This is a genomic window from Arthrobacter sp. KN11-1C (assembly GCF_052180225.1).
Classification (GTDB): Bacteria; Actinomycetota; Actinomycetes; order Actinomycetales; family Micrococcaceae; genus Arthrobacter.
On record NZ_CP197467.1, the window covers coordinates 3,076,908 to 3,094,546 of the forward strand.

The 17,639-nt window shown below is 65.8% G+C and carries 16 protein-coding genes and 1 tRNA gene; 3 read left to right on the top strand and 14 right to left on the bottom strand.

The features are described 5' to 3' along the window. Positions 1-114 precede the first annotated feature (114 nt). From ACSBOX_RS14480 to ACSBOX_RS14540, 13 genes are all read right to left on the bottom strand, one after another. Positions 115-187: transfer RNA gene (locus tag ACSBOX_RS14480), tRNA-Asn, on the bottom strand. A 61-nt stretch (positions 188-248) separates the two neighbouring features. Beyond that, the gene (gene dnaG / locus ACSBOX_RS14485) at positions 249-2,225 is read right to left on the bottom strand and encodes a DNA primase (protein ID WP_442543067.1); all 1,977 of its coding nucleotides are present in this window, start codon (positions 2,223-2,225) and stop codon (positions 249-251) included. A gap of 60 nt (positions 2,226-2,285) precedes the next feature. Further along, entirely contained in the window at positions 2,286-3,596 is a 1,311-nt protein-coding gene (locus ACSBOX_RS14490) for a deoxyguanosinetriphosphate triphosphohydrolase (protein WP_442543068.1), read from the bottom strand. Positions 3,597-3,709: 113 nt separating this feature from the next. After that, positions 3,710-4,891, bottom strand: coding sequence for a tRNA dihydrouridine synthase DusB (gene dusB / locus ACSBOX_RS14495; protein ID WP_442543069.1), 1,182 nt, complete (start codon positions 4,889-4,891; stop codon positions 3,710-3,712). 49 nt (positions 4,892-4,940) lie between these two features. After that, positions 4,941-5,552, bottom strand: a complete 612-nt coding sequence (locus ACSBOX_RS14500; protein ID WP_234750748.1) for a response regulator transcription factor — start codon at positions 5,550-5,552, stop codon at positions 4,941-4,943. Further along, entirely contained in the window at positions 5,549-6,655 is a 1,107-nt protein-coding gene (locus ACSBOX_RS14505; RefSeq protein WP_442543070.1) for a sensor histidine kinase, read from the bottom strand. The genes ACSBOX_RS14500 and ACSBOX_RS14505 overlap by 4 nt, the downstream gene beginning before the upstream one ends. 22 nt (positions 6,656-6,677) lie before the next feature. Next, positions 6,678-7,454, bottom strand: coding sequence for an ABC transporter permease (locus ACSBOX_RS14510; RefSeq protein ID WP_442543071.1), 777 nt, complete (start codon positions 7,452-7,454; stop codon positions 6,678-6,680). Beyond that, the gene (locus tag ACSBOX_RS14515) at positions 7,451-8,389 is read right to left on the bottom strand and encodes an ABC transporter ATP-binding protein (RefSeq protein ID WP_442543072.1); all 939 of its coding nucleotides are present in this window, start codon (positions 8,387-8,389) and stop codon (positions 7,451-7,453) included. The genes ACSBOX_RS14510 and ACSBOX_RS14515 overlap by 4 nt, the downstream gene beginning before the upstream one ends. Positions 8,390-8,493: 104 nt before the next feature. After that, a complete protein-coding gene (locus tag ACSBOX_RS14520) occupies positions 8,494-9,942 on the bottom strand; it encodes a YibE/F family protein (RefSeq protein ID WP_442543073.1) in 1,449 nt (482 codons plus the stop codon). A gap of 194 nt (positions 9,943-10,136) precedes the next feature. Continuing rightward, positions 10,137-11,510, bottom strand: a complete 1,374-nt coding sequence (locus ACSBOX_RS14525) for an FAD-binding oxidoreductase (RefSeq protein WP_442543074.1) — start codon at positions 11,508-11,510, stop codon at positions 10,137-10,139. Positions 11,511-11,713: 203 nt separating this feature from the next. Continuing rightward, positions 11,714-12,688, bottom strand: coding sequence for a GNAT family N-acetyltransferase (locus ACSBOX_RS14530; protein ID WP_442543075.1), 975 nt, complete (start codon positions 12,686-12,688; stop codon positions 11,714-11,716). Positions 12,689-12,690: 2 nt separating this feature from the next. Next, the gene (locus ACSBOX_RS14535; RefSeq protein WP_442543076.1) at positions 12,691-14,076 is read right to left on the bottom strand and encodes a glycine--tRNA ligase; all 1,386 of its coding nucleotides are present in this window, start codon (positions 14,074-14,076) and stop codon (positions 12,691-12,693) included. Between the two features lie 82 nt (positions 14,077-14,158). Continuing rightward, positions 14,159-15,220, bottom strand: a complete 1,062-nt coding sequence (locus ACSBOX_RS14540; RefSeq protein ID WP_442543077.1) for a DMT family transporter — start codon at positions 15,218-15,220, stop codon at positions 14,159-14,161. A gap of 33 nt (positions 15,221-15,253) precedes the next feature. Here ACSBOX_RS14540 and ACSBOX_RS14545 point away from each other — a divergent pair, with 33 nt between their 5' ends. Next, positions 15,254-15,484, top strand: coding sequence for an RNA-binding S4 domain-containing protein (locus ACSBOX_RS14545; protein WP_442543078.1), 231 nt, complete (start codon positions 15,254-15,256; stop codon positions 15,482-15,484). A gap of 71 nt (positions 15,485-15,555) precedes the next feature. Here the strand turns inward: ACSBOX_RS14545 and ACSBOX_RS14550 are convergent, their stop codons facing one another. Continuing rightward, positions 15,556-16,209, bottom strand: coding sequence for an alpha/beta hydrolase (locus tag ACSBOX_RS14550; RefSeq protein WP_442543079.1), 654 nt, complete (start codon positions 16,207-16,209; stop codon positions 15,556-15,558). Between the two features lie 69 nt (positions 16,210-16,278). Between ACSBOX_RS14550 and ACSBOX_RS14555 the strand changes: the two genes are divergently transcribed. Together ACSBOX_RS14555 and ACSBOX_RS14560 are read left to right on the top strand one after the other, a co-directional pair. After that, complete coding sequence (locus ACSBOX_RS14555) at positions 16,279-17,118, top strand: SGNH/GDSL hydrolase family protein (protein WP_442543080.1); 840 nt, start codon at positions 16,279-16,281, stop codon at positions 17,116-17,118. 66 nt (positions 17,119-17,184) lie between these two features. Beyond that, on the top strand, positions 17,185-17,625 hold the full coding sequence (locus ACSBOX_RS14560; protein WP_442543081.1) for a hypothetical protein: 441 nt from the start codon (positions 17,185-17,187) through the stop codon (positions 17,623-17,625). The last annotated feature ends 14 nt before the right edge of the window (positions 17,626-17,639 follow it).

The following is a 17,639-nucleotide window of genomic DNA, read 5'->3' on the forward strand; positions in this document are numbered from 1 at the left end:
CGATCCCTGGCCGGACACGACGCGCCGGGGATATACGCACGTTTTGTCCTTTAACCCTGCATCAGACGCCAAAAATCCCCGCCCTCTACTGAGGACGGGGATTTTTGAGTAAAGCTCCTCCGACTGGACTTGAACCAGTAACCCTTCGATTAACAGTCGAATGCTCTGCCAATTGAGCTACGGAGGAATGAAGCGTGTACAAGCCTAACAAAGGGCCGCCGGGAAACGAAATCGGCGCCGCGAAGGCCCTAGCTGTCCATGCGGAGCGCGCGGCGCTGCATTTCGAGCTGCATGAGTTCCCGGTTGAGGCGCTGGAACTCCTCCGGCTGCGCCGAGGCATCCAGGCGCTGCAATTGACCCATCTTGTCCGCTTTGACCCTGGTGATCTGCAGCTCGAAAAGCCGGGCCAAAATGTCGCGGCAATAACGCTGAAGCGCTTCGGGTGTGCTGGCCGGGAGCGGAACCACGGCGAGCTCGGAGACCAAGCCCTGGAGCGGTTCCGGGACCTCCTGGCGGATCCCTTCCACCCAGGCCACAGGGTCTCCCGCGTGGACCAGCCCGGCGGCCCGAACCGCCGTGTGCACCGCGGCGTAGGCCGGAGTGACGAAGTGGCAGGCCTCAAACCGTTCCCAGGCTCCACCGTTGGGCACAGCTCCGCCGCCAAGGGCAGCCTCGCCCCCAAGGACAGCGGGATTCTGGATGACCACTTCGAGCGCCTGCCGCTCCATGGCGGCGATGGGATCCCGGGGATCCGGCCGCATGAAGGCGATGTGGGCGTCCGACGGCGGTGCTGCCGCCGGTTGGCCGGCTTGGCCCGGCTGAGTGCCCTGACCGTGCCCCGGTGTTCCTGGATTGCCCGCAGTTCCCGCGGTGCCCGTTGCCGGTGCGCCCGAGGCGGCACGTTTGGCGGCCGAGCCCACTGCGCGGCTGACTTCCTCGATGGGCATGCCGAGCCAGCCTGCCAACTCCCGGACATAGGCCGGACGGATGCCGGAATCCCGGATCTGGGCCACGACGGGAGCGGACTCCCGCAAGGCGGCGACCCGGCCTTCCACGGTGTCCAGGTTGTGGCGTTTGAGGGAGGCCCGGATGGCGAATTCGAAGAGGGGCCGGCGGGTGCCGATCAGGTCCCGGACGGCCGCATCCCCTTTGAGCTGGCGCAAGTCGCAGGGATCGGCACCGCTCGGTTCGACGGCCACGTAAGTCTGGGCGACGAATCGCTGGTCCTCCTCAAAGGCGCGCAATGCCGCTTTCTGACCGGCGGCGTCGCCGTCGAAAGTGAAGATGACCTCTCCCCCGGTGCCGTCGTCGGACAGCAAGCGGCGCGCGATCTTGATGTGGTCCGTACCGAAAGCCGTACCGCACGTGGCCACGGCGGTGCCGACGCCGGCAAGGTGGCAGGCCATGACATCCGTGTACCCCTCTACCACCACCAGTTGCCGGTCCTTGGCGATGCTCCGTTTGGCGAGGTCGATGCCGTAGAGGACCTGCGACTTCTTGTAGAGCACGGTCTCGGGAGTGTTGAGGTATTTCGGGCCTTGGTCGTCCTCGTAGAGTTTGCGGGCACCGAAGCCGATGGTGTCGCCGGCGATGTCCCGGATGGGCCAGATGAGCCGGCCCCGGAAACGGTCGTAGATGCCCCTGTTGCCTTCGGAAAACATTCCTGTCAGCTTCAATTCGGCGTCCGTGAATCCGCGTCCGCGCAGGTGTTTCAGGAGTGCGTCCCAACCTTGCGGCGCGTAGCCGACGCCGAACTGTTCGGCTGCTGTGCGATCGAAGCCGCGGCCGTGGAGGAAGTTCCGGCCCTCGGCGGCACCCGCAGTGAGCAATTGGGCACGAAAGAACTCGTCAGCGATCTTGTGGGCATCGAGCAGCCGTTGGCGCTTGCCTACCTCTTCGCGGTTGGGACCGGTGCCGCCGTCTTCATAGCGGAGCTCGTAGCCGATCCGGGCAGCGAGCTTTTCCACGGCTTCGTGGAAGGAGCTGTGATCCATCTTCTGGACGAAGGAGATGGCATCGCCGTCTTCGCCGCAGCCGAAGCAATGGTAACGGCCCACTTGGGGACGGACTGTGAACGACGGCGAGCGCTCGTCGTGGAAGGGACAGAGGCCTTTGAAGGTGCCCAGGCCAGCGCCCTTGAGGGTGACGTAGCCGTCCACGACTTCCTTGATATCGGTACGCTGGCGTACTTCGTCGATATCTTCACGTTTGATCAGGCCAGCCACGTCACCATCCTAGTCGCTCCGCACAGGCAACCGTGGGCCCGCCGTAGGTGTCGCCGGGGCCTACCAGAGCGACGGCAGGCTGCCGACAAGCCGTTCGTACATCGCCAGCGCCGAAGCGTCCGTCAGCGACGCCACCTGGTCGATGACGACGCGAAGCCGGGCGCCGTCGTCGGGCGCGTCCCGCCAGTCGGCAGCGAACATGGGTTCAAGATGCCGGTCTCCGCTCGCGTTCAGCACACCGACGAGGGCGTGCAGGACTTCGCGCTGGCGCTCATAGACGGGCTGCCGATGGTCAGTGGAGATCACGAACGTCGTGGCAAGTCCCTTCATGGCCGCGATCTCGGTGACGGTGTCCCCTGGGACCATGAGTTCCGCGGCGTACCGGGTGAGGTGGTCCGGGCCGAAGTGCGCCCGCGTGGTCTCCAAGGCGCTCTGGCAGAACCGGCCGATCAACTGGCTGGTCATGTCCTTCAGCGCGGCCATCGACTTGCGGCTGCCGTCGGCCTCGCGGACCCAGACGCTCGTGGCTTCAAGGCGGGCCAGGGCTGCGTCGATTTCGGCGGGATCGTTGTGCGGCAGGTACCACTGCTTGGTGTACCCCACCACGCGTGCCCGGTGGTCCGGATTGTCCAGCCACTTGAGCTGGAAATGGCCGGCAACGATGGCGTCCTCGACGTCGTGGACGGAGTACGAGATGTCATCGGCCAAGTCCATCACCTGGGCCTCGATGCAGGAGCGGTTGCCCGGCGCGCCATCGCGAAGCCAGGCAAACACGGGCAGATCGTCCTCATACGCACCGAATTTGCTGCTCCGCTGCCCGTGGATGACGGGGGCGTCGACGGCGGACCACGGGTACTTGGACGCGGCATCAAGGCTGGCGCGGGTCAGGTTAAGCCCCGCGGGCCGGCCGTCGGCGGCGAGGACTTTGGGTTCGAGACGGGTCAGCAGGCGCAGGGTCTGGGCGTTGCCCTCGAAGCCACCGATTGCGTGGGCTACCTCGTTGAGCGCGGATTCCCCGTTGTGGCCGAAAGGCGGGTGGCCAAGATCGTGGCTCAGGCACGCCGTGTCCACAACGTCAGGATCGCAACCGAGTGCGCGGCCCAATTCGCGGCCCACCTGGGCCACTTCAAGGCTGTGCGTCAGGCGGGTGCGGACGAAGTCGTCGGTGTCCGGGGCCACCACCTGGGTCTTGGCCCCGAGCCGCCTGAGCGCTGAGGAATGCAGCACCCTGGCCCGGTCCCTCTCGAAGTCCGAGCGGTACGTATTCTTCCGGGATTCCTGGACCCAGCGTGCCGAGTCGGCCTCTACATAGCCTGGAATGCCCGTTGCGTTTTCGGCCGGGCGTGCTGCAGACATCGCTTCAGTTCCCATGGGTATCTGCCTCCTCCGCTTGCCGTGCGCCGGCGTCTCTTCAGCCGGTGCCTATGCAGCAAGTTTTCCACGACTCGAGCCGTGCGCGTGCACGCGCCGGCCCGGGCCGCGCTTTAGCCGCCTGAGACGTCGAGTTCGGCTGCGGCGATATCGCGGGTCTGGTCCGCGTCCATCTGGCGGCTGAGCAGCCAATCCTTGGGCAACGCCGGCTTCTTGGGAGAACCCGCACGTCCGCGCGGGCCCTCCGAGTCGATTCCCGGGTACGGCAGGTCCATGTCCAGTTGGTCCAACAGCTCGCGCAGAACCTCGAGGGTCGGCACGGTGGCCAGTTTGGCGCGCAGTTCCCCGCCCACGACGTAGCCCTTGAAGTACCAGGCCATGTGCTTGCGGATCTCGCGCAACGCCTTGTATTCGTCGTTGCCAAAGGTTTCGATCATGAGCTCGGCGTGGCGGTAGACCCCGTCGGCTACTTCGCGCAGCCCCGGACGGTGGCGCTGATCGCTGCCTTCAAAGGCGGCCTGGAGGTCACCGAAGAGCCACGGACGCCCCTGGCAGCCGCGGCCCACCACGACGCCGTCGATCCCCGTTTCGCGCACCATGCGGACTGCGTCTTCGGCGGACCAGATATCGCCGTTGCCCAGGACGGGAATGTCAGGGAGGGCTTCACGCAAGCGCGCGATGGCGGACCAGTCGGCCTGGCCGGAGTAGAACTGTGCGGCCGTGCGGCCGTGGAGCGCGACGGCGGCGACGCCGGAATCGCGGGCGATGCGGCCGGCGTCGAGGTACGTGAGGTGGTCCTCGTCAATGCCCTTGCGCATCTTGATGGTCAGCGGGATATCGCCCTTGGAGGCTTCCTTGACGGCCGTCTGGACGATCGAGGTGAAGAGGTCGATCTTCCACGGCAGCGCGGAGCCGCCGCCGCGCCGGGTGACCTTGGGCACGGGACAGCCGAAGTTGAGGTCGATGTGGTCCGCCCGGTCTTCTTCGACGAGCATGCGCACGGCCTGGCCCACGGTGACGGGATCCACGCCGTACAGCTGCACGGAACGGACCTTTTCGTCGTCGTCATGGGAGATGATGCGCAGCGATTCCGGGGTGCGCTCCACCAGGGCACGGGAGGTCACCATCTCCGCGACGTACAGGCCGCCGCCGTATTCACGGCACAGCCGGCGGAAGGCCGAGTTGGTGATCCCGGCCATCGGCGCAAGGATCACGGGGTTGTCCACGGTGATCCGGCCGAGCTGCAGCGGGGGCAGTTCGAGCTTGGGCGAAGGGGGCGTTGCTACTACAGTCACCCGTCCATTGTCTCAAAGCGGGGCAAATCGACTACGTGGGTGCGGCCCGCTAAAGTAGCCAGCCGTTGTCTTCGGCGATGCGCACTGCCTCGGCCCGGGTCCGGCCGCCGGTCTTGGCCATCGCCGCGGACAGGTAGTTCCGCACGGTCCCTTCGGAAAGCATCGCCGACTTCGCGATATCGGCCACCGTTCCGCCGTCGGACGCTGCCTTGAGCACCTCCCCCTCACGTTCGGTCAAAGGGCTGTCTCCTGCGGTCAAGGATTCCGCGGCGAGGACCGGGTCCACTACCCTGAGGCCCTGGTGGACACGGCGCACCGCTTCGGCCAGTTGCCGCGCGGGCGTGTCCTTGACGACGAATCCTGAGGCTCCGGCCTGCATGGCGCGCTTGAGGTAGCCGGGCCGCCCGAACGTGGTGACCATGAGGACGCGGCACGACGGCGCGGCCCGCCGCACGGCCGCGGCCGCGCTGATCCCGTCCAGGCCGGGCATCTCGACGTCGAGCATCGCCACATCCGCGGAGTGCTCGACGACGGCGGCCGCCACCCCTGTTCCGTCGCCCAGTTCGGCGACCACCTCGATATCCGGCTCCAAGCCCAGCAAAGCGGCCAGCGCCCCGCGCACGAGCGCTTGGTCGTCCGCGATCACCAATCGGATGCTCATACCTCCACCGCCAATCTGAACCCTCCCAGGTCACTTGGGCCAATGCTGACCGTTCCCCCGGCGGCACCCACGCGTTCGCGGATCCCGGCCAGTCCGTTCCCGGAGCGGCCCCCGGAGGCCGGCCCGACGCCGTTGTCCTCCACCAGAACGCTCGACGCCGTCAACCGGACGCGGCAGCGCGCGGCACCTGAGTGCCGCACGACGTTGGTGACGCCTTCGCGCAGCACCCAGCCGAAGAGCTCCCGGTGACGTGCCGGAACCTGCTCGACGGTTCCCGGCAATTCCGCGTCGATGCCGGCCGATTCCAAGGCCGTCCGGGCGACGGCGAGCTCAGCCAGGACGTTGACGCCGCGGTATCCGGCCACCGTGGCCCGGACGTCGGCGAGCGCCCCGCGGGCCAGGTCCTGTACGGCGGCGATCTCGGCGGCTGCCCGGTCGCGGGCAGGGTAGTCGCCGGGGACGGTGTCCAGCATCCTGCCCGCCAACTCGGCCTTTACGGCGATGACTGTCAGGGAGTGGCCCAGGATGTCGTGCATGTCCCGGGCCACGCGGCTGCGCTCCGCAGCCACGGCTGCGTCAGCCAGTTCAGTCTGTGCTTCCCTGAGCCGTGCGGTCTGCCGGATCAGCCGGGCGAAGGCCGACATCATGAGGCCGAGCGACAGGATGATCCCCGCCTGGAGCAAGGCCTGCTCCCCGTTGCCCGTCACCAGCTGCGTGGCGAAGGAGACAAGGGCCAAAGCGACGATGAGGAAGAAGTCCGTGCGCGGCGGAAGGGCCGTCATCGCAATGGCGCAGGCGAGGAACGTCCAGGTCCACAGGGCTTCCCGTCCGATGATGAGGACCATCAGACCGTTTAGCGCCAGCAGGATGCAGACTGACACGATGCCAACCCGGACACCCAGCCGCCAACTGATCTGGGGCAGGAAGACGTAGGCGGCGAAGAACACGATCAGCGACGCCGACGCCGCCACTTTCCAGGCCAGCGGCTCGTCCACGGACCACACGATGTTCCACGTCGGCCAAGCCCAGAGGAGGATGGAGAGTCCCGCGCCGATGAACCAGCCCCGTGGCCCAGGACCGCGGAACATGGCTTTGCTGGTCATGATGCCTGTCCTGGCGGTCGGTTCAGACACGTTTCGTGTCGCGACGGAACGCCATGGCTGCCCCGGCCACGAAGATCGCGAGCCAGATCAGCACGTTGACGATCCACGCCCAATCGAACTCGCCGGTGATGGGACTCCGGGCCAATTGCCCGATCCCGTAGGCGGGCGTGAACTTGGCGATGTTCCCGAAGGTCTCCCCCATGACCTCGATCGGCATGAACAGTCCACCGAGCATGGCAAGGATGGCCAGTGCCGGGCCGAGGATCTGCATGACGTTCTGGCTCGGCATGAGGTATCCGACGAACAAGCCGAGGGCGGCGAACACCAGGGAGCCCAGCCAGGCCACCAACCCGGCCGTCAGCCAGGTCTGGGCATCCATGGTGACACCGGCAAGGGCGCCGATGACGAACTGGGCCACGACGGCAACGAGGGACAGAGTCAGCGCAGCCATGGCTTTCACCGCGATGTACGCACCGGGCAGGAGGGGCGTGAGGCGAAGCTGGCGGCTCCACCCTTGGGCACGTTCCACCGCCACTTGGCTGCCGGCGCCCGTCGCGGCGGTCATCGCGGCATAGACCGTGAGGCTGATGAGGATGTACTGGCCGTAGCTGTGCCCGTTGGGCAGGAGCTTGTCCTTGTTGGACAAGCCGAAAATGAAGAAGAAAACGGCCGGCATGAACACCGTGAAGATGATGGTCCGGCGGTTCCGGAGCATCCGCTTGATCTCGATCCACAGGAACGTGCGGTTGACCCCGCCGGCGGAGGGGTTCCGTTCCTGGAGAACTGTTGCCGTGCTCATACGAGGTCTCCTTCAAAAGTGATGCTCGGGGATTCCGGCACGGCATCGTCTCCGGTGAGGGCCACGAAGGCTTCCTCGAGGTTGTTGGCTGCCACTTCGACGTCGTGGGCGCCCGTGTTGTTGAGCAAGTACCGCACGACGGCGTCCGAGTCGCCCGTGCGGACAGTGAGGCGGCCGCCGTCGTAATCCATGCTTTCGACCGGCGGCAACCCGGCCAGCAGTCCGCGTTCGGTTGCCGGAAGCGAAGCCTTGACGGTACGGCCTGAGGCAAGGTTCTTGATCTGGGCGGCGGTGCCGTCCGCGACGATGCTGCCTTGGCGGACCAGGACGATCCGGTCCGCGTAGGCGTCGGCTTCTTCGAGGTAGTGGGTGGCGAAGATGACGGTCCGTCCGCGCTGGGCGTCGGTCCGGATGGCTGTCCAGAAGTCGCGTCGTCCGGCGACGTCCATGCCGGTGGTGGGTTCGTCCAGGATGAGCAATCCGGGATCGGAGACGAGGGCCATGGCGAAGCGCAGCCGTTGCTGCTGGCCGCCGGAGCACTTCTCCACCTTGCGGTCGGCGATCTCCAGGATGCCCGCCCGCGCCAGGACTTCGTCCACGGGGCGGGAGGAATCGAACATGGCGGCGTTGAGCTGTACGGTCTCGCGGACGCTGATGTCCCGCAGCAGGCCGCCGGTCTGCATCACGGCTGCCACCTGGCCGCGGGCGATGGCGCCGCGGGGCGTGTGGCCGAAGATGGAAACGCTTCCCTGGTCCGGGGCGCTCAATCCGAGGATCATGTCGATGGTGGTTGTCTTGCCGGCCCCGTTGGGACCGAGGAACGCCACCACCTCCCCCGGCTGCACGGTAAGGTCGAGGCCGCGGACGGCGTGGACCTTCCCGAAGCTCTTGTGCAGTCCGGCGGCGTGGACGGCCGGCACACTCGCTGTTGTCATGACTCTCCTTGGCTTTGGTTTACTCCAGTACCCATCAAAGCCGATATCCGCGTCCGGCGCCGGGGCGTGTGTCACCAATGAGGGATGACAAATGTCATCGGGGGTTAGCGGCGCTCTGCTTCCCTGCGTGCCCGCCTGGTCATGACAACGGCTGCAAGCTCGCCGGTGTCGAACGATTCGAAGGCGTCGGCGGGCCCGGCGGCTTCAAGCTCCCGGACGTCGCCGTCGTCGTGGGCTGCTTCCGAATCCGCGGCACCGGCGGCGGCGAGCCGCCTCGGACCGGTCGCCTTGACCACCAGCACAGCGATCAAGGTGGTCACCGGGATCGCCAGCACCAGCCCGATGGAGCCCACCAGCGTGCGGATGACTTCCTCGGACAACTCGGCACTGGTGAGGGCATCGACCAGGGGGCGGTCGTACAGCATGACAATGATCAGGATCGGCAGCGCGGCACCGGCGTAGGCGAAGGCGATGGTGTAGACCGTGGAGGCGATGTGGTCCCGGCCGATCCTCATGGCCGAGGTGAACAGCTTGCGCGCCCCGGTCTCCGGCGCCAGCTCGTAGAGTTCCCACACGGCCGCGGACTGGGTGATGGTCACGTCGTTGAGAACTCCGAGCCCGGAAATGATCAACCCGCAGAGGATGATCCCGGAGAGCGAGATCTTGTCCGACATGTTGACCAGCGTGGCGCCCTCGCTGCTTCCGATCCCGGTCAGGTTGGCGGCATCCGTGGCCCAGGCCGCCAGCAGCGCCGTGATGCCGAGGCCGAAGATCGTGCCCAGCAACGCGGTGGAGGTCTTGGCCGAGAATCCGTGGGCGAAATAGAGCACCCCCATCATGATGGCCGTGGAGCCGACCAATGCCACGAGCAGGGGCGGCTTGCCTTCCACCAATCCGGGAAGCATGAAGCTGACCATGACCACATAGGCCCCGGCCAGTCCGAGGAGGGCCCTGAAACCGCGCCAACGCGCGACAGCGATGACCACCACGGCATACAGGATCGCCAGAAGGGCCATGGGAACGGTCCGCACGAAGTCCAGGAAAACGTACGACGGCGAGCCGTTGCCCGCCGCTGCTCCCTGCACCCGGGAGAGGTTCAAGTAGCGGATGCTGTCCCCCACTTTGACGCCGTGGGACTTGGCGACATCGGGGTTGATGACCACTTTCACGGGACTGCCGCCGTTATCCGGCTGCGTCGACGCGAAGGTGCATTGGGACCCCTGCGGCTGCGTTCCGCTGCTTTGGTTCGTGCCGTTCGTGCCGTTCGCCCCGTTCGCTACCGGAGCCTGGGTCCCCTGCGTGCAGCTCTCTTGGGTGACGGCTTGGATCTTGCCGGTATCGAACGTCACCCCGGGAGCAGCAGCGTACGGGCTCGCGAAGGTGATGCCTTCCTTGCTCCCGGACGGCCACATGAGCAGCATGGCAACGATCGTGAGCACGGCAATCGGAGCCAACACGGCCACGAGGAGCCAGTTTGCCCGCCTGCGTGACGCGAGCGCCGTCGGGCTTGGCTCGAAATGCTCGGTGTGTCCGTGTGAATGGCCGTGACCCATTAGCTGCAAAACCTCATGCCCACAAGCCTACGTGGGGCAGCCCGGTGTCCCGCCCAACTGGCTCGCAGTTGCGGCCGTTTTGAGCCGTCAAAACGACACTTGCTGCGTGGGCCCACGCCGCCAGGGTTCCCTGGCCGAGCTTGCGAGGCGAGGGTGGCGGTGGGGATTAGTTGGGCGGTGGCCGTCGCCGGGGTTCAGGCGGGTTTGATGTTTTGGTTCACGTGGAAGAGGTTTCCGGGATCGTACTTGCCTTTGATGGTTTGCAGCCGCTCGTAGTTGACCCCGTAGTTCTCACTGATCCGGCCTTGGTCGTCACCGTCCATGAAGCCGATGTAGCCTCCCGGGGAGGAGTGCGGGCGCAATGCCGCGGCATAACTGCGGACCCAGTCGATGTTCGCCTCGTTGTCTGCGGGATCGTTCCACATGCAGGCGATCACGGGAGAGAATTTGACGCCGCGGTTGACGAACGCAGTGTCCGTCTGGCCCACGCGCTGCACCGCGCCGTCGATCGGATAGACGTGGACGGATGTCTGCACGCTGGGGACTTTGCTGCCGTACTCAAGATGGGCCGCGATGGCGCCGTCGTTGAGTTCGGAGAGGAAGTCCGCTTTCCAGTAGGCCTGCATCCCTTTCGGGAGGAGCGGATCGAATGCCGAGTTGAGTGCCGGGTACGGCATGGTTGCAACCAGCGAACCCGCCACGGGGGCAACGTCCAGGAAAGGCTGCCAGCGGGCTGTTCCTTCGGCGGGATCACCCGTCCACATGCCAATGACCACGCAGACTGGCTTCCCGTGCCATTCCTCGGGAAGGAACGGGACGGGAGGCCCCTGGTGGAAGCCCACGAAGGCTCCGAATTCCTCAGGGGCGGTGTCCATGTAGTCGCGGTAGAACTTCGCGACGGTGTCCGCGTGCTCCATGCCGTAGATGATGATGGCCGCGTGGACCATGTCCACAGGATGCAGCTTGTATTCCAGCGACGTCACCACACCGAAGTTGCCTCCGCCTCCCCGCAACGCCCAGAAAAGGTCCTCGTTCCGGGTTTCGCTGGCCGTCAGGAACTTGCCGTCCGCAGTCACCACGTCGGCGGAGACGAGGTTGTCACAGGAAAGGCCGTGCTTTCGGGCGAGATAGCCGATGCCACCACCCAAGGTCAGGCCGGCGATGCCGGTGGATCCGACAATCCCGCCGGTGGTTGCCAGCCCGAAGGCATGGGTCGCGTGGTTGAAATCCGCCCAGGTTGTCCCCGCCTCGGCACGGGCCGTACCGGCGTCGGGGTCAACGCGGACACCGGTTCGGTTGACGAAATCGATGACAAGGGCATCGTCCCAAGTCCCGAAACCGGGGGCGCTGTGGCCGCCGCCGCGAATGGCCAAAGGCAGGGAATTGTCCCGGGCGAAGTTCACGCTCGCAATGACGTCCGCCACCTGGGCCACTCGGACGACCCCTGCCGGACGTTTGTCGATCATCCCGTTGTAAACGGCCCGGGCGGAATCATAGTCAGGATCACTTGGGGTGATGAGTTGCCCGCGGAGCTGTTCGCGCAGTCCGTCGAGGGCTGTTCCATTCATGGGTGTTACCGCCGATTCTCTTCATGAGACCGGATCCGTTCCACCCGCCGCCACCCCACCAGACCAACGGCCGGGGCTTACGTCGTCATGCCTACACCCACGCCGCGGACTCGTCAAGGGTCCACCCAACTAACTCGCAGTTGTTGTCGTTATGAGGGCTCAAAACGACAACAACTGCGAGCCAGTTGGGCAAGGAAGGGCGGCTATTCGCTGACCACCAGGGTGTCCGCGCCGCGGAGCTTTGCCTTGCCCAGTTCCAGCAAGGGATCGACGACGGCGCACACGGCCGTCATGGAATCGTCCACTTCGAGGAGCACGGGGTGCTGGTAGGCAATGAGCGCCAGCAGGTCACGGACAGCGGCGCGCGCCTCATCGTCCTGCAGGAGCGGATCGTGCCCAAGGAACACTTCCGAGGGCTCGTCCGAGCTGCCCTGCGCATAGCTGATCGCGAAGGCCTGCAGCTTGCCCTTGCGGGTGGCCGGGACGCCCGAGCCAAAGGCACTCGCCTTTGGCGCGCGCAGCACAACCGCCCCGTGTGCCCCCGTCAGGTCGTCGAGGAACAGTCGCTGCACCGTGGGGATGCCGAGCTCGCCGGGGTTGTCCCAGTGGTGCACGGCGGTGTAGTACCGGCCTACGACGTCGCTCAGTTCCACGGATCCCGTGGCGAGGTCTTCCACCTGCTCGGAAGCGGCTTCTTCGGAGCCGTCCCCAAACACCGGCAGCCTGAGCGGCTCGGGATCCACCACCACGAGCCGGGAGCGCTGGATGGGCGCAAGCCCCGCCCACTCGGCAAAGGCGGCACCGGCCGTGCCGGGCTCCACTTTGCTGCGCAGCGTGGAAACGCCCGACGGCGACTGCTCGGCTTCGCGCCGCAGCATGGTCAGGAGCGTGGCCCCTATCCCGCTCCGGCGGTGGTCCTTGGCGACCTCGATGTAGGCCCAGAGCCGATCCGGGTGCAGGGAGGCCTCATGGACCACGCCCGCGGCCACCGGGATGCCGATGCCGTCGACGACGTCTTCCGCCACGATGCACCGGCGCCAAGGCTGGCCTTGACCGCTGTTGCTCGACGGCGCCAGGGCTGCACGGAATTGCTGGGCCGGCAGGGTCTCGGGCCCGCCCCACATTTCCAGGAGCGCGAGGTCGTCGCCCTCACGCCATTCGCGGTATTCGATGGACACGCTTAGGCGCCGATCAGCCGTGCGGCCAGGTAGCCCTCCACCTTGTCCAGGGAAACACGTTCCTGGCTCATGGTGTCGCGCTCGCGGATGGTCACGGCGTGGTCGTCAAGGGTGTCGAAGTCGACGGTGATGCAGAACGGAGTACCGATCTCGTCCTGGCGACGGTAGCGGCGGCCGATGGCGCCGGCGTCGTCGAAGTCGATGTTCCAGTTCTTGCGCAGCTGGGCGCCCAGGTCCTTCGCCTTCGGGGACAGGTCCTCGTTGCGGCTCAGGGGCAGCACGGCTGCCTTGACCGGCGCCAGGCGCGGGTCGAGCTTCAGGACGGTGCGGACGTCGACGCCGCCCTTGGCGTTGGGTGCCTCGTCCTCGGTGTAGGCGTCCACGAGGAAGGCCATGAAGGAGCGCGTCAGGCCGGCGGCCGGTTCAATGACGTACGGCGTGTAGCGCTCGTTGGTGGCCTGGTTGAAGTAGCTGAGGTCCTGGCCGGAGGCCTTCGAGTGGGTGGAGAGGTCGAAGTCGGTACGGTTGGCGATGCCCTCGAGCTCGCCCCACTCGGAACCCTGGAAACCGAAGCGGTACTCGATGTCCGTGGTGCCCTTGGAATAGTGGCTGAGCTTGTCCAGCGGGTGCTCGTAGAAACGCAGGTTCTCCGGCCGGATGCCCAGGCCGGTGTACCAGGACATGCGTTCCTTCATCCAGTACTGGTGCCATTCCTCGTCCGTACCCGGCTCGACGAAGAATTCCATCTCCATTTGTTCGAACTCGCGGGTGCGGAAGATGAAGTTGCCCGGCGTGATCTCGTTGCGGAAGGACTTGCCGATCTGGCCGATGCCGAACGGCGGCTTCTTGCGGGACGTGGTGAGCACGTTGCTGAAGTTGACGAAGATGCCCTGGGCGGTTTCCGGGCGCAGGTAATGCAGGCCTTCTTCACTGGCCACGGGGCCAAGGAAGGTCTTGAGCAGGCCGGAGAACTCCTGCGGTTCGGTCCATTGGCCGCGGGTGCCGCAATTGGCGCAGGCGATGTCCTTGAGGCCGTTTTCGGCCGGGCGGCCCTTCTTTTCCTCGTACTCTTCCTCGAGGTGGTCGGCGCGGTAGCGCTTGTGGCACGAGAGGCACTCGACCAAGGGGTCGGAGAACACGTCGACGTGGCCGGAGGCTTCCCACACCTGGCGGGGCAGGATCACAGAGGAATCGAGGCCCACTACGTCTTCGCGGCCGCGGACAACGCTCTGCCACCATTGGCGCTTGATGTTTTCCTTGAGCTCGGCACCGAGGGGGCCGTAGTCCCATGCGGACCGGGAGCCACCATAGATTTCACCGGCCTGGAACACGAAGCCCCTCCGCTTGGAGAGGGAAATGACCTGGTCGAGGACGGATTTTGCTGCCATGGGTACTCCAATGTTCTACAGGGCCGCTGGGTGCGGTCCGTGGTTGTGCGCGAAGGTATTGCTGTGCAGGAAGCTGCGTGTCCTAGCCTACCGGCCTTTGGCCGCGGTCCTGCCTCCGGGACCGGCCCTCAAGACGCTTCGCGGGTCGGCGGGACGAGAGCGCGCCCTTCGGCCAGGGCAACGTGGCCACGATGATGGCGAACAGCGTCAGCAGGGTGCCGAGGATCGTGGGGAACGCGACCACTGTTCCGGGAGCCGGCAGGACCAGGTCCAGCGCCAGCGATCCCAGCAGCTGCCCGGCGATCATCCCGAGCCCGGTGACCAGGACACCGAGGCTGCGGACCAACAAAGCTGCCAGGCCGATGAAGACGCACCCCATCGGCCCGCCCAGGTAGTACCACCATTCCGCAGGCAGGGCGTGGCCGGGACCAACGAGCAACACTTTGATGAGCCAGGCGATCCAGAGAATCACCGTTCCGGCGACGAAATTCACGAGCGTCGCGGCGATCGGGCTGCCGTAGTGGACGGTCGCAGTCCCGTTCATGGCCTGCTGGAAACTCATGAGGCAACCCGCCACCACCGGCAACAGGATGGGGAGCAGCAAGGACCCGACGTCGGTGGCCGCCCCGAGGCGCGGCGACACGGCCCAGACGACAGCGGCGATCGTCAGGACGCTGCCGAGGATACGGACCCCGGTGATCGAGCGCTTGCCGCCGGGTCCGATGCCGAGCCGGTCCACGAGTAGCCCGCTAAGGGTCTGGCCGGTCACCGCTGCGACCGTGAACAAGGCCACGCCAAGCAGGCCGACCGTGAACGATTGGGCGAAAACGAACAGCGCGCCGATGCCACCGGCCAGGACATAGAACCGCGGAAAGCTCCGCTCCTTGAGGGCAGGCAGGATCCTTCGAAGGGCCGCGCGGCCCTTCGGCAGCGCGAGTCCGATCGCGGCGATCAGTACCAGCCCGGTGGTGAAGCTCACGACGGCGGCCGCGATGCCGTCGTCGAGCGTTGCTCCCAAGGCGCCGTTGATCCGGCCCTGAAGGGGAATCACGAGTCCGGTTGCCACGGCAAGGAGCAGCCCGGTGAGCAGGGGCAGGGGCGTACGGAAGGGACTTCCAGGCAAGGTGCGGGAGGACTGCGGCATTTTCACCACCCTACTTCAGGCATCATTGCTTGTATGAGCAACCCGGAAATCGAAGAAATCCCCATCCGCGACGACATGATCCGGCTCGGCCAACTCCTGAAGCTCGCCAACCTCGTGGAGGATGGCGTGGAAGCCACGGAACTCATCAAGAACGGCCTGGTCAAAGTCAATGGCGAGATCGATGATCGGCGCGGCCGCCAGCTCCATGTGGGCGATACCGTGACCGTCAACGGCCAGACGGTACGGATCGCTACCGCTTCCTAGTTCAGCAACACGGGGTCACTTACGGCCCATTAAGTGTCGCGGAATGGGCCGTAAGTGACCCCGCGTCGTCTTCAGACGGACGCGAGGACCTTGTGTTCCAGGAATTCTCCGACGTGCCCGATTTCCTGCTGGTTGATGCCGTGCCACATGCCGCTGTAGAGCACCTTAGTGAGGTCCGTGTGCTTCCGCACCCACCCCATCGTGTAGTCGATCTTGTCCGGAGTGATGACAGGGTCCTGCTGGTCGCGTCCCCAGAAGAGCGGCACGGATCCGTCCAGCTCGGCGTCGCGGAACGCGGGGTCCTCACCGGCGTCGACGGCGAAGCCTGAAAGCCCGACGACGGCGGCAAAGTCCGCCGGGCGCTGCCGGAGCAGCGAGGTGGCCATGGCCATGCCCATGGAAAACCCGAGGAGCGTCACTGAGCTGTGGTTGGACTTGACCGAATCCAGCCAGGAAAACACGTACTCCGCGGCGTCCTTGACGGCGTCGAGGGAGTAGTCGATGGACGCCGTGAGCGGGAACCACGTGAAGCCCGGGCCTGTGGCGATCGGCGCCCGGAGCGACGCGACGACGAAGTCCTGGGGCAACATGCCGGCCAGGCTGAAGAGGTCCTGCTCGTTGGATCCATAACCGTGCAACAGGACCAGCAACGGCTTTCCAGCCCGATCCTCCTCTTCGTGGGACCACAAAACGACCGGGGCAGGAAAGGCGGAAGCTTGACTCATGGGACTATTCTTGCAGTTACCCATGAGTAACAAGCTACGGGCGCGTAGCGACGCAGCAAGAGGCAGGATATGGACGTGAGTGACACTGATTCCACGGTGGCAAAGTCGGACGAGCGGATTCATCCATGGACCCGCTACGTGGCGTTAGGTGATTCCTTTACCGAAGGCATCGGCGACCCCGAGCCCAACAACCCCGGAGGACATCGCGGCTGGGCCGACCGCGTAGCCGAGGAACTGAGCCGGGGACACCGCGACTTCGCCTACGCCAATCTCGCCATCCGCGGACGGCTGCTGCAGCAAATCCTCGACGAACAACTTGGCCCGTGCATGGACCTCAAACCGGACCTCGTGAGCATCTCCGCAGGCGGCAACGACCTCATCCGTCCCGGCGGCGATCCCGACGCCCTGGCCGAGAAACTCGATGCCGCCGTGCAAACCCTGAGTTCCGACGGCGCCACGGTGGTTCTCTTCAACGGTCCGGACACAGTGTCATCAGTCCTCGGCCGGATCCGCGGCAAGGTGGCCATCTACAACGAGAACCTTCGCACCGTGGCCGCCCGCCATGATGCCGTGGTGGCTGACATGTGGTCCTTGAGGCAGCTTTCCAACTCCCAGATGTGGGACGAAGACCGCCTCCACTTCTCGCCCCTCGGCCATCACACCGTCGCCGCGATGGTCCTCGACTCACTCAATGTGCCGCACAACCTCGAACCGCTCTACCCCAAACCTCTCCCCCAGCGCAGTTGGCGCGAAGCCCGCTCAGGCGACCTCGTCTGGGCACGCGAATACTTTGTCCCGTGGGTCATCCGCCGGATCAGGCACCGCTCCTCCGGTGACGGGATCCTGCCGAAACGCCCGACGCCGGGACCCGTCTTCGGTCCTGCCGACACGCTCCTGCCCGGGAGCTGAGCGCGAACCGCGAGCTTAGCCACAGGGAGCGGGGCTAAGCTGGTGAAAGACAGGGAGGCCTCCGCCGTGAACAATCTGATCTTCTGGATCATCGTCTGCTCTTGGCTGATTCCCATGGGGATCCGCATGTACAACCGATCGCGCCAGCGCAGGATCCAGGACTTCCCTCCGCAGGATTACCTTGGGCAGCCCTATCCTCCGCAGGATTACCCCGGGCAGCCCTACCCTCCACAGCACTACCCGGTCGGATACCCGGAACAACCCCCGGTGGTCATCCCGCCTGCGCCCCAAAACCCGATGGCGACGCCCGCACCGCAGGCCGCTCCGCCGTCGCAGGCCGCTCCGCCGTCGTCGGCTGCTCCGCAAGCGGGCGGCGCTCCCCAGCCGAGCAGCGCGCCCCAAGGGTACCGGGCACGGAAACTGGCCGAACTGGACCAGAAGTACAGCGACGGGAAAATCGCCATGGAGGACTACATGAAACTCCGCCAGGAGATCATGAACGGCTGATTCAGCGGAAAAGG

Bases quoted from the DNA above. Each gene is read 5' to 3' on its own strand.
- ACSBOX_RS14490 (WP_442543068.1), bottom strand. From the start codon at position 3,596: ATGGGAACTGAAGCGATGTCTGCAGCACGCCCGGCCGAAAACGCAACG.
- ACSBOX_RS14500 (WP_234750748.1), bottom strand. From the start codon at position 5,552: ATGAGCATCCGATTGGTGATCGCGGACGACCAAGCGCTCGTGCGCGGG.
- ACSBOX_RS14505 (WP_442543070.1), bottom strand. From the start codon at position 6,655: ATGACCAGCAAAGCCATGTTCCGCGGTCCTGGGCCACGGGGCTGGTTC.
- ACSBOX_RS14510 (WP_442543071.1), bottom strand. From the start codon at position 7,454: ATGAGCACGGCAACAGTTCTCCAGGAACGGAACCCCTCCGCCGGCGGG.
- ACSBOX_RS14515 (WP_442543072.1), bottom strand. From the start codon at position 8,389: ATGACAACAGCGAGTGTGCCGGCCGTCCACGCCGCCGGACTGCACAAG.
- ACSBOX_RS14520 (WP_442543073.1), bottom strand. From the start codon at position 9,942: ATGGGTCACGGCCATTCACACGGACACACCGAGCATTTCGAGCCAAGC.
- ACSBOX_RS14525 (WP_442543074.1), bottom strand. From the start codon at position 11,510: ATGAATGGAACAGCCCTCGACGGACTGCGCGAACAGCTCCGCGGGCAA.
- ACSBOX_RS14535 (WP_442543076.1), bottom strand. From the start codon at position 14,076: ATGGCAGCAAAATCCGTCCTCGACCAGGTCATTTCCCTCTCCAAGCGG.
- ACSBOX_RS14540 (WP_442543077.1), bottom strand. From the start codon at position 15,220: ATGCCGCAGTCCTCCCGCACCTTGCCTGGAAGTCCCTTCCGTACGCCC.
- ACSBOX_RS14545 (WP_442543078.1), top strand. From the start codon at position 15,254: ATGAGCAACCCGGAAATCGAAGAAATCCCCATCCGCGACGACATGATC.
- ACSBOX_RS14550 (WP_442543079.1), bottom strand. From the start codon at position 16,209: ATGAGTCAAGCTTCCGCCTTTCCTGCCCCGGTCGTTTTGTGGTCCCAC.
- ACSBOX_RS14555 (WP_442543080.1), top strand. From the start codon at position 16,279: ATGGACGTGAGTGACACTGATTCCACGGTGGCAAAGTCGGACGAGCGG.